Annotated in this window: 10 protein-coding genes; 6 read left to right on the top strand and 4 right to left on the bottom strand. The window is 52.1% G+C overall.

Annotation, left to right across the window (positions count from 1 at the left end; translation table 11 throughout):
* Positions 1 to 3,310: DNA polymerase III subunit alpha (locus L696_RS0121070; protein WP_025685401.1), on the bottom strand; the 3,310-nt coding region annotated here is incomplete at its 3' end.
* A gap of 137 nt (positions 3,311 to 3,447) precedes the next feature.
* Here L696_RS0121070 and L696_RS0121065 point away from each other — a divergent pair.
* The gene (locus L696_RS0121065; protein WP_013309582.1) at positions 3,448 to 3,777 is read left to right on the top strand and encodes a YtrH family sporulation protein; all 330 of its coding nucleotides are present in this window, start codon (positions 3,448 to 3,450) and stop codon (positions 3,775 to 3,777) included.
* A gap of 12 nt (positions 3,778 to 3,789) precedes the next feature.
* The gene (locus tag L696_RS0121060) at positions 3,790 to 4,287 is read left to right on the top strand and encodes a sporulation membrane protein YtrI (protein ID WP_025685400.1); all 498 of its coding nucleotides are present in this window, start codon (positions 3,790 to 3,792) and stop codon (positions 4,285 to 4,287) included.
* 41 nt (positions 4,288 to 4,328) lie between these two features.
* Here the strand turns inward: L696_RS0121060 and L696_RS0121055 are convergent, their stop codons facing one another.
* From L696_RS0121055 to L696_RS0121045, 3 genes are all read right to left on the bottom strand, one after another.
* A complete protein-coding gene (locus L696_RS0121055; protein ID WP_025685399.1) occupies positions 4,329 to 5,663 on the bottom strand; it encodes a DRTGG domain-containing protein in 1,335 nt (444 codons plus the stop codon).
* A gap of 200 nt (positions 5,664 to 5,863) precedes the next feature.
* Entirely contained in the window at positions 5,864 to 6,148 is a 285-nt protein-coding gene (locus L696_RS0121050) for a hypothetical protein (RefSeq protein ID WP_014280689.1), read from the bottom strand.
* 72 nt (positions 6,149 to 6,220) lie between these two features.
* The gene (locus L696_RS0121045; protein WP_025685398.1) at positions 6,221 to 6,565 is read right to left on the bottom strand and encodes a YlbF/YmcA family competence regulator; all 345 of its coding nucleotides are present in this window, start codon (positions 6,563 to 6,565) and stop codon (positions 6,221 to 6,223) included.
* 162 nt (positions 6,566 to 6,727) lie between these two features.
* Here L696_RS0121045 and L696_RS0121040 point away from each other — a divergent pair, with 162 nt between their 5' ends.
* From L696_RS0121040 to L696_RS0121025, 4 genes are read left to right on the top strand one after another with little or no spacing between them, the layout of a single operon-like run.
* Positions 6,728 to 8,098, top strand: a complete 1,371-nt coding sequence (locus L696_RS0121040) for a YheC/YheD family endospore coat-associated protein (protein WP_025685397.1) — start codon at positions 6,728 to 6,730, stop codon at positions 8,096 to 8,098.
* Between the two features lie 44 nt (positions 8,099 to 8,142).
* The gene (locus L696_RS0121035) at positions 8,143 to 9,297 is read left to right on the top strand and encodes a YheC/YheD family endospore coat-associated protein (protein ID WP_025685396.1); all 1,155 of its coding nucleotides are present in this window, start codon (positions 8,143 to 8,145) and stop codon (positions 9,295 to 9,297) included.
* A gap of 12 nt (positions 9,298 to 9,309) precedes the next feature.
* Positions 9,310 to 10,680, top strand: a complete 1,371-nt coding sequence (locus L696_RS0121030; RefSeq protein ID WP_025685395.1) for a YheC/YheD family endospore coat-associated protein — start codon at positions 9,310 to 9,312, stop codon at positions 10,678 to 10,680.
* On the top strand, positions 10,677 to 11,786 hold the full coding sequence (locus L696_RS0121025) for a YheC/YheD family endospore coat-associated protein (RefSeq protein WP_025685394.1): 1,110 nt from the start codon (positions 10,677 to 10,679) through the stop codon (positions 11,784 to 11,786). The genes L696_RS0121030 and L696_RS0121025 overlap by 4 nt, the downstream gene beginning before the upstream one ends.
* The last annotated feature ends 8 nt before the right edge of the window (positions 11,787 to 11,794 follow it).

The following is an 11,794-nucleotide window of genomic DNA, read 5'->3' as shown; positions in this document are numbered from 1 at the left end:
ACGGCACGCGCGGTGCTCCCCCGCCGGGACCACCAGCGGCAGAGCCAGCCGCTGACGCGGATTTTCCAGCCGCAGCGGACGAACGCGCTCCGGCACGTCGGCGCTGGAGAAGCCGCGCCAGCGAATCCTCCGCCAGCGGCGCGGCTTCGTCCGCAAGGAGCTTGAAATGCTCGTCCTGTTGCTGCATTTTGGCACGAAGCGCAAGCAGCGCTCCCTTTTCAATCCACTGGTGGCTTCGCTTCCACACTTCGGGAAACAACACAACCTCACAGCGCTCAATCTGATCCTCCAGCTCGATAAAGGCCATAGCCTTACCCTGCTTGGTCGTAATCGTCTTGAGCGACACAACCATACCAGCGGTCACGACAACCGCTTCATCCGGCACATCTCCTAATTCCATCAGACGCTCCGAATCGCTGCTTTCCAGCAACGGCTCAAAATCATCCAGCGGATGCCCGGACAGATACAGTCCCAACAACTCACGTTCCAGCTCTAACTGCTGACCTGCACTAAATTTTGGTACTTCGGGATATTCGATATCCCAGTTAGGCATTTCCACAAAACCAAACATATCAATTTGCAAATCGTCACGTTCCTTGCGCCATTTGACCGCTGCATCCACCGTTTCATCCAGCATGGCAAGCAACTGTGCCCGATGACCTGGCAATGAGTCAAACGCCCCTGCCTGAATAAGCGATTCGATCACCCGCTTATTGCACACCCGCAAATCCACACGGCGACAAAAATCGAGCAAGCTGTCAAAAGGACGCTCCTGGCGAACAGCGAGAATACTTTCCATCGCCTGCGTGCCGACATTTTTAATCGCGGCCAGTCCGAAGCGGATATTACCCTGCTGCAACGGAGTAAACAACACCCCGCTTTCATTCACATCAGGCGGCAGGACCGCCATATCCATACGACGGCATTCGACAACATATTCCGCCACTTTCCGGTGGCTACCCATCACCGCTGTCAGCATGGAAGCCATAAAATGCACCGGATAATGGGCTTTGAGATACGCCGTCTGGAACGCCAGCACACCATAGGCTGCCGCATGTGCACGTGGAAATCCATAGTCCGCAAAACGGACGATCATATCGTAGACTTTTCCGGCTTCCTCTTCCGTGTAACCCTGCTTGACACTACCCTCTACAAAATGACCTCGCTCAAGATCCAGCACTTCGCGCTTTTTCTTGGACACGGCGCGGCGCAGCAGATCGGCTTCTCCCAAGGAAAAGCCCGCCATGCGCGAAGCAATCTGCATGATTTGCTCCTGATATACGATAATGCCGTACGTATCCTTCAAAATGGGCTCCAGATCAGGATGCGGATAATGAACCTCAATCTCCCCGTGCTTGGCCTGAATAAAGTTAGGAATGAAGCCCATTGGACCCGGACGATACAAGGCCAATACAGAAATAATATCCTCGAACACACTTGGCTTTAGATCCTTGAGCACCCGGCGTACCCCCGCCGACTCCAACTGGAACACACCGCCTGTGTCGCCTTTGCCCAGCATGTCATAGGTATGTGGGTCATTGTCAGGGATGCGGCTAAAATCAGGCGTTTCCCCATATTCTTCGGTAATCCAACGCATACAGCGTTCAATAATAGAAAGGGTACGCAGTCCAAGAAAATCCATTTTCAGCAGACCAATCCGCTCGAGATTTTCCATTGAGTATTGCGTCAGGGGAACCCCTTCACTCCCCTCTTGAAGCGGAACTGCATCGGTCAACGGGGTCCGCGAAATGACGACACCCGCCGCATGAGTTGAGGCATGACGCGGCATGCCTTCTACTTTAATCGCCATATCCAGCAGTTCGCGCGTCTTGGGCTTGGTTTCATACAGTGCCTTCAGCTCCGGGGTGATCTCAAGCGCATGACGGATATTAATTCCGAGCTGCGCCGGAATCAGCTTGGCTGCCTTGTCCACTTCGCCATACGGTACATTCAACGCACGCCCAACGTCACGCACTGCGGCTCTTGCCGCCAGCGTTCCGAAGGTAATAATCTGCGCTACATGCTCGTTACCGTACTTCTGCACCACATAGTCGATAACCTCATCCCGTCGTTCATCGCTGAAATCAATATCTATATCCGGCATGCTAATCCGTTCAGGATTCAGAAACCGTTCAAACAGCAGATTATATTTCATCGGATCCACATTCGTGATGTTAAGCACATAGGCGACCAGACTGCCCGCCGAGGAACCCCGTCCGGGGCCAGTAGCAATATTATGCTTATGAGCGAAAGCGATAAAATCCCACACGATCAGAAAATAATCACTGAATCCCATGCTGTCAATCGTGCTCAGCTCATAACTGAGCCGCTGCTCCAGCCTTTCCCGTTCCTCCGATTGTTCCCACCCCAGATCATTCCCATAACGACGCTCCAGCCCTTGCACACACAAACTGCGCAGATAGGACGAAGGAGTCATGCCTTCCGGCAGCGGACGATATTCAGGCAAAATGGATTGACCGAATTCCAGCTCCAGTTCGCACTTTTCAGCAATACGCACTGTATTGTCGATGGCTTCCGCCACATGCGGGAATAAACGAGTCATCTCCTCCTGGCTTTTCAGGTACAACTGACGGGTCGGTATACGCAGGCGCTCCTCATCATCAACCGTCTTCCCTGTCCCGATACAGATCAGAACGTCCTGAACATCCGCATCCGGCTCGGTCAGATAATGCACATCATTCGTCGCCACCAGCGGAATATCCAGTTCCTTCGCCAGTGCGATCAAGAGAGGATTTACACGTTTTTGCTCCGACAGACCATGATCCTGGAGCTCCAGATAAAAATCGTCGCCAAAAATGTTGCGGTAGCGTTCCGCCGCCCGCCTTGCCTCGGCTTCCCGACCATGCAGCAAATGCTGCGGCACTTCACCGCCCAAACATGCGCTCAAGCATATGATGCCTTCATGATGGGCAGCCAAAGCTTCCATGTCGATGCGCGGCTTGTAGTGAAAGCCCTCCAAATGGCCGATAGAGCACAGCTTCATCAGATTTTGATAACCTGTTTTATTTTTGGCGAGCAAAATTAAATGATATATGGGCTGATCCTTTCGGCTACCACGCTCCTTGCGCGAGCCTGCCGTCATATAGGCCTCACACCCGATAATCGGCTTAATGCCGTTCTCCACACACGCTCTATAAAAAGGAATGGCACCATACATAACCCCATGATCCGTAAGGGCCAGTGCCTTCATTCCGTAAGCTGATGCCTGTTTGACCAACTCCGCGGTACGAGCCGCGCCGTCCAGCAGGCTGTACTCGCTGTGAACATGCAAATGCACAAATGAACTCATGCGCTTCTCTTCCTTTCACCGCTTGTTTTTCTTCAAACTATTTTATCATATCCACGTTGGTAGCGCCCATACAATAAAAGTACAGACCTCGGCGGACAAGCGCGGTCCTGATTCGTATACCTAAGGAGGAAAAGAGCATGAGCACTTTTATATCCAAAGCGATTCTCGACTTCTTCATTGCCTTCGGCATCGTGCTCGGGGGAGCCATGCTCGGCGGAATGGGAGCTGTGGTATCGCTTCAGCCGCCTACCCAGACGATGCTGGAGGTTGCCGGAAGAATTAAAATATGGGCGCTTGCCGCCGCTGTGGGAGGAACGATGGACCCGATCCGGGTCATTGAGAGCAATATGCTGGATGGTAATTTGTCGCCTGCCATTAAGCAGATATTATATTTGATTTTCGCCTTTTTGGGCGCTCATATGGGTGCAGAGCTGGTCAAGTGGGTGTGCGGCAACGGACGTCCGTGAGGTGAACAGACCATGAGAGTGCCCCCCTTTGAGCGCCTGCGCCCTTTTATGCAATTATCCTCCGTGTTTGTGCTGGGCATGATTACCGGAGCGATTGTCTACAATGCCATCTGGCACGCCAGCTTCAATGAGCTGTGGATAAACAATCAGGACCTTCAATTCCAGCTCCTGCAAGCGCAGGAGGACAATAAAACACTGCGCAAATACAGCAAACGCCAGACTGTTGTCAAGGAAATCAAATTAATCGCCGAAGAAGCTTCTGCCGAAAAGATTGACTCTATTAATCTAAAGGAGCTTCTTCGCCGCGTCAGCCGGGATCTGGAGGTGCTTCGAGGCCGGGACATGTTCGAGATTGATTCCGACAGCAAGCTGGTACGCATGCTGCTTCACCAAAAAAAATACACCGTTCGTGACAAGGAGTATACAATCCAGGTCAAAACGATGCTTGTAATGGAAGGTGTGCTGCAAATTTGGCTGGAGGCAAGAGAGAGACTTCCCGAAAGTCATTAACCCGCTCTGTTCCGACTCCACTTACCACACACGAATGGACACTAGCCGTGTTCAATGGAATGAAGTGTCATCACCGCTTTGCATACCAATTGATTTTCCCGTGAAATTGCAATTTCCAGCTTGCAGCTGCGGCGGCTCGTTTCCAGCAACAACGGACGAAGGACTATGGCATCCTCGATCTGTACCGGTCTGATAAAATAGGTCGTTAAATTGTCCAGCACATAATCCTTCCCGCTCATGTCTCTGGCCGCCCGGTAACCCGCTTGTGTCATCACGTTCACCAGCACGCCTTCCGAGATGGTACCCAGATTGGTCGCCATCTGAGGAATGACGAAGCCACGAAAAAATAATGATCCGTCCTCATCACGCTCCTCGGCAAATCCGTTCCAGATCAGCTGGTCGAACGTCTCGCCAAGCTGAGGCTGCTTTTGGGCGTTGCGCAGTGCATCCAGTACCTCCCGCCGTGTAACGGAACCCAGCAGCTTGCGGTTGCGATCCACGACCGGTAAATAATCCACACCTTCCCACGCCATCATCTGCGCAGCCGAAGCGAGCGAGGTCTGGTAGGTCACGGTTACCGGATTGCGGATCAGGCATTTGTCCATCGTATGCTCGGGTTGCAATCCCTCCACATCCTTGCGGCTGACGATGCCGATCAGACGGTTCCATTCATCCACCACCGCAAAATGGTGGTTTCCAGTCGTCACCGAAAGCTCTTCAAATTCGGTAAGAGTACTGTTGATTTTCAAGGTCTGCGTCTTCGGTTTGCCTGCCACGATGTCTTCAATCAGCATAATTTTCTTTTTGATCAAGCGGTCGAAAATCGCTCTGTTAATCATAGAGGCCACCGTAAAGGTATCGTGACGCGAGGAAATGATCGGCAAGCTGATCTGGTCCGCCAGTTGCTTGACCTCCCGGCTCGTCCCGAAGCCGCCTGTAATCAGCACACCAGCTCCCTGCTCCAGCGCAAGGGAGTGCGCATCCTCGCGGTTACCGACGATCAGCAGGCTGCCTGCATCGATGTATCGGGCCATCGCCTCTTCACGCATCGCTCCGATGACATACTTGTGCAAGGGCTTTTCCAGTCCCTCGCTTCCCCCTAGTACATGCCCTTCCACGATATTCACAACATCCGCAAAGGTTAGCTGCTCGGACAACCCGCGCGGACGCTTTTCCACCCGTACCGTCCCGATCCTTTCCTTGGTAATAACGATCCCCAGGTTCTCCGCTTCCTTCACGGCCCGGTAGGCCGTTCCTTCGCTGACACTCATTTCTTTAGCCAACCTGCGCACAGAAATTTTGGAGCCTATTTTCAACTGCTCGATATGACGCAATAGCTGCTCATGCTTCGTAACCGTTTCATCTAGCCCGTCCAAATCTGTTACACCCCCAACGTTCAATCTGTATCATTCTGTATCTATTATAGCACAAAACCCTAGCTTTTTAGACCCTCGTGAATCACTGAATTTCAAGGCCAGAAATAGCAAAAAGCGATCTCCTTTTTACAGGGACCGCTTCTTAACTATCACGGATAGACAGCATCAGAGCATGCTCACGACAAGCCGGGAGGAAACCTTTATAGCGTGCTGCCTTTATCAGCTTCTTTATCCCATTTCATCTGCCACTGCTTCATTTTGGCCCGCCGCACACGCTCCAGCGTTTTCCTTTTTTCCTCATCCACGCCAAGCAAAAAGTGCAGATTCGCTCCGATGACAAGCAGCGCGAACAGTACCCAGACGATACCGAAGCCGTTGACCCAGTTCAGTCCGCCCGTGAGCGAGATACGCGGCAGCGCGGTAAGCACCATAGCCAGCGCAATCAGTGTGTACAAGCCGTGTTTCCATTTTTTAAAGGTACCCAATGTTATCCCTTCCTCTCCCTGTGACTCTATGTATCTAGTCTATGAGAGGGCAGGAAGGAATATGAGACAAACTTACAGAGACGAGCCGTACAAATGCTGAAGGCTGTCTGCGATAATTTTGTTAACGTCCTCGATGATCACGCTCAGGCGGCGTTCGGCGTCGAACAGACGGCGGATATTTAGGTTCAGGCTCAGCACCTCGAACAGCTTTTCCATTTTTTCCATCTCTTCCTGTGCCGGCATATCACCGCTCATCATCCGCTGCTGTACTTCCATTTGGCGCTCACGGAAATCATCGAGCATTTTCTTGGCTTCCGGGTCGGTTTCAATCAGCTTCATCGCTGACGTAATTTCCTCTACCTCTTTGCTTTCCTTCAACGCTTTCGCCAAATCATGGGCTTTGTCATAGATATTCATATTCGTTATTTCCTCCAATTCAAATAATAGTGCAAACATTTCACATTGTCCGTCAATCACCAAGGGATATATGTCCTCATATGATGAATCAGTGCTATTACAGCCCTTCACGTTTCCCGTTACTTTTAAGACATCAAGTTGCTGCCTGGAAGGAGATCCACGATGTCCATCAAAAAAACAACGATTCAAATCATCGGATCGGGCATCTTGCAGGATGACGTACTCATGGTCGGCGAGTCCTTGCTTCGCAAATGGAAAATATCCGCAGGCCACCCCGTACAGCTCGCCTTCGGTTCGTTCCGCCAGCAGGTTACCGTCATTTCGGTACCCCGTTACAGCGGCCTGCGTGTGGGAAGCGTGCTGGCCCGCAAAATGGGACTTCATTCCAATTGTGGGCTGCGAGTAACCTACAGCCGAGGACGCCGGACACTTCGAGTGGGCCCACTTATTAGCGTGCTGGTCAGTCGGGACTATCCCGAACAGCCCGACAAGCCTTTCGGGTCGATCACCCTGTTCTGCCGTGAACTGGTCGGGGAATGCCGCAGACAAGGAGCATATGTGTATTTTTTCACCCCGGAGCATATTGGAAATCAGCCCGGACGCGTTCAGGGATGGGTCTATGACGGAGGCTGGAAAAAGACCGTCATGCCCGCCGGGGATGTCGTCAATAACCGGCTCACCTCTCGTAAACTCGAGAACAGAACTAGCGTACAGCATTTTATGAAAGAAGTAAAATCACAGTACGGCACGACCATTTTTAATGAAAAGTTTCTCGATAAAAATGAAGTGTTCGACGCGCTTAAATCCAATTCATCCCTGCGCAAGTATTTACCCGAGTCCCACTTGTTACAAACCTTTGCGGTCTTCAAAAAAATGTGTCACCAGTACCCCACCGTTTTTCTCAAGCCTGTAAGGGGAAGTCTGGGCAAAGGCATTATGCGCATTACGAAGCAAGACGATGGCACCTTTTGCGTACTGTCCACCACCGCCGGCACACCCAGAAAGCAAATGTATCCGAACGTCGAAAAGCTGTACAAAGGCTTGGCAGGAAAAATGAAAACGACGCGCTTCCAGCTCCAGCAGGGCCTTACCCTGATTGATCACGGCAAGCGTCCGGTTGACTTTCGTGCGCTTGTGCAGAAAAACGCCTCTGGCGAATGGACCGTGACCTCCATCGTCGCCCGGATTGCCGGGGGGAGCCATTTTGTGTCCAATCTGGCGCGAGGTGGCACGCTGAGCACGGTCAAGGAGGCCTTGGCCAAAACCACGCTGCCTGCCTTAGTCAAATCGAACGGACAGACTCATCTGAAAACAGCTGCGCTCGAAATTGCAAACGGCGTTGAGAAGGCGATTCCAGCCCATTTCGCGGAATTTGGCATTGATCTGGCGATTGACAGCACGGGGCATATCTGGTTGCTGGAGGTCAACTCCAAACCTTCGAAAAATGACAATACGCCGTTAAATGATCAGAAAACCCGACCGTCTGTGAAGAAAATGATTGAATATTGCCGTTATTCAGCCGGATTCAAATAAATCCGTCTCTTACGGAATCCAGCTGCCAAAGGAGGCTGTTATCGGTGTCTCTTGTCGTACCAGACACACTGGGCGTGCTCGTCAGCCGGAATCAGGCGGCGATTCCCCCGATTACCGAAGCGGAGTTTTGCCGCAGGCTAAGTCTGTTGGGCAGGCGCTCCGGCCTTAACGTAATGGCGTTTACCGCCGAAGGAATTTCGCCCGAAGATCACTCCATACGAGGTTATACCTATCGCGATGGAGTATGGACATCCGGCCGATTCCCTTTGCCTGATATTGTGTATAATCGCTGTTTCCACGCCCACGGTAGCCAGAGCGCCGGGCACGCACTGGAGCATATAGCAGAGCAGGAATCACGCAAGCTCATCTACTGGTCGCGTAACTTGCCCGGCAAATGGCAGGTATATCGTACGCTGCACGCAATAGATGAAGTGCGTCTCTTTGTGCCGCCTACGGCGCCTTACCGGGACACGGCTCAGCTTGTAGAATGGCTGCATCGCCATTCGGCGCTATTTATGAAGCCCCAGGCCGGATCGCATGGCAAGGGCACGTTGTATCTACGACTAACGGACGGAGACACCGCACTGCTCGTGCAGGGCAGAGACTCCCGAAACCGTCCGTTCCGGCGCCTGTTTTCCGAGCTAGATGCCGGATTATCATGGGTCGACGGGATTGCACGCAGACGATCCTATATCGTGCAGCCTTATTTGAAATTAAGGAGCCAAAGCGGTCATCCCTTTGATGTCCGCGCGCTCATGCAAAAGGACGGCAACGGCTGCTGGCGCCTGACGGGCTTTGCCGTGAGAGAAGGCAGGAAAGGAACCCTGACTTCCAATCTGCACGGAGGGGGTAAAGCCCATCCGGCAGAGTCTTACCTTCGTGAACAATATGGCGCGGACAGCACGCGTCTCATCATCGGGCAGATGATGGCGCTGTCCCTGACCATTACCGGGGCGCTGGAGGAACGATACGGCCGCCTTGGCGAGCTGGGAATTGATTACGGTATTGACCGGAGCGGGAACATCTGGCTATTGGAGGTTAATTCCCGGCCGGGTCGGGCCTCCTTCTTTCAGACCCGTCAGCCAGAGTGCGCTTACCGGTCAGTCAACCGCCCGCTCGAATATGCCCGGTATTTAATGACTCATTCGAAACCGACGGGGTCAAAGGGCGCGGGCGCCTCCCTTGAACATACGGTATAGGAGGATAAACAGATGAGTTTAACGCATTGCAATGTGCATTTCTCACAGCAGCCCGACAAGGTGGCGTATATATCCACTTCCTTGTTGAAAAGCCTTAAATTATCCGGAACCAAGTCCATTCGTCTGCGGCTCGGCAAGGATCAGATTCCCGCGACGATAAAACCGATTCAGAAGGCGGGACGCCATCTGTACCTGACCTCAGGCTTGCGTAATGCCATCCGTGTTCCTAAAAGCGGGGCCATCTATTTGCGGAATCTGGATGGAGATATACAGCTCGGACCGTTAATTGGCGTGCTGTCTGACGGCACCGCCTCTGCCACCCGCCCTTTTGGCTCACGCACGGGCTTCATTAAGCAACTGCTGAAGGAAGGCAGCAAGAAATCTTATATTTTCGTCTTCACCCCTCGGGATATCAACTGGCAAAATGATACAATTAACGGCTATTTTCTGTCCTCGGGTGGGGATTTTACACGTAAAATCGTACCCCTGCCGGACGTGATTTATAATCGGCTGCCGAGCCGCCGCTCTGATTTTTCTCCGGCGATCAATCAGTTGCGCGAGCGCTTTTCCCGCAAACGGATTCCCTTCTTCAACTGGAGCTTCTTCAACAAATCGGATATCTATCATCTACTGGAAAATAACCCGGAGGTCAACCGTTATGTCCCCGAATCGTATATGAACCCCAACTCAGAGCGTATCCGGGGTATGCTGGACCGTCACCAATTTGCTTATTACAAGCCGAGCGGGGGCAGTCTCGGCAAAGGAATTTACCGTCTCTCCCATGTTCCAAAGCAAGGTTATTATGTGAGGTACCGTAAGAAAAACAGCAATGTATTGCTGCGCTTTACCTCTTTTAACTCCATGCTCCGTATGCTTCACTCCAATCAGGGCCAGACGTTAAAGGGCTACGTCATTCAGCAGGGTATCCAGCTGATTGAGATTGACAATTGCCCGATTGATTTCCGATTTCATATGCACAAGAACGGCAATAACCAGTGGGTCGTCGTCGGAATTGGAGCCAAAAAGGCCGGACGCGGCAGTGTCACGACCCATATTAAAAACGGCGGCTCCCTCATGACACCCGAGCAGGCGCTGAACCGGGTATTCGGAGACCGGGCGGGTGAGGTGCTTCAGCGCGCCAAGAACGCAGCGGTTACGCTCGCAGAAGCTATCGAGCACCATCACCAGCATCTGCTGGGTGAAATCGGCTTCGATCTGGGCATTGACCAGCAGGAAAAGGTATGGATGTTCGAAGCTAACTCCAAGCCGGGGCGATCCATTTTTCAGCATCCATCGTTGCGTGCGGAGGGTAAAGCATCCGTGGAGCATATTTTGGACCACTGTCTTTACCTCAGTAAATTCCGCAGAAAAGAGGAACTATGAATACCCGGGCGCAGCAAAAACCAGTCGTTGCCGTATTGACCGTGCACGACCAAGGACAATTTTTTAAGGGTAATCAGCGCAATTTTAAGGATATTCTTGAAACCGGAACACGGATGGGCTATCAGGTGTACATCATTACCGTCAGGGATCTGAAGCTGGCATCCGAAACGGTCAAGGGCTATATTTTCAGCAAAAGCTCACAGACGTGGGAGGAACAGAATTTTCCACTGCCTCAGGTCATTTATAATCGCATCCCGAACCGCAATTATGAGCTTAAAACCTCTGTGCGCACAAAGCTGGATGAAATTTCACATGCCTCTGGCATTGAGCTGTACAATCCGGGCTTTTTCAACAAATGGGAGCTGTTCAAATGGCTCCGTGCCTCGGAATCCACTCGTCAGCTCGTTCCGGCAACCAAACGGTTAAGCAATTTGTCTGCCTTGGGGAAAATGCTGTCTGCGTATCCATACCTGTATCTCAAGCCGGAGAACGGTAAGGCCGGAAAAGGGATTATGATTCTCAAATACCAGCCGGACCATCTGATGGCCTACAGGCTGACGATTCAGCATGACAAAAAAAGTGTAACCTACAGGTCGGTATCATTGTCCCGACTGTGGGGGCGCATCCGCCGGGAAGCGGGTGCGTCACCTTATATCATCCAGCAGGGTATCGAGCTGGTAACCTATCAGAAAAAGCCGTTCGACCTGCGGCTCCTGGTGCAAAAAAACGCCCGTGGCTCATGGAGCATTACCGGAGTTGGTGCCAGATTGGCAGGCAAAGGAAGTATTACGACACATGTCCCTCGCGGTGGAAGTGTGGAGGACCCGTTCAAGCTGCTGTCTGCGTTGTTTGGGCCTGAAAGCAGCACGGTCCTGCTGAACAAGATCAAAAGTACGGCCATTCAGATCGCACGCCAAATTGAACGTGGCTCCGGCCTTTCTCATGGGGAAATGTCTATGGATTTGGGGGTGGATACGCTCGGTACTCCCTGGTTTTTTGAAGCCAACGCCAAACCCATGAAATTCGACGAGCCGGAAATTCGTCAAAAATCGCTGAGACGCATATTCCAGTACAGCTCCTATTTGGCCGGACGAATGAAATTATGAGTCAAGGA

This window comes from Paenibacillus maysiensis, assembly GCF_000520815.1.
Lineage (GTDB): Bacteria > Bacillota > Bacilli > Paenibacillales > Paenibacillaceae > Paenibacillus > Paenibacillus maysiensis.
Note: the sequence above shows the minus strand (reverse complement) of the source record. Positions and strands in the feature narration are given on the sequence as shown.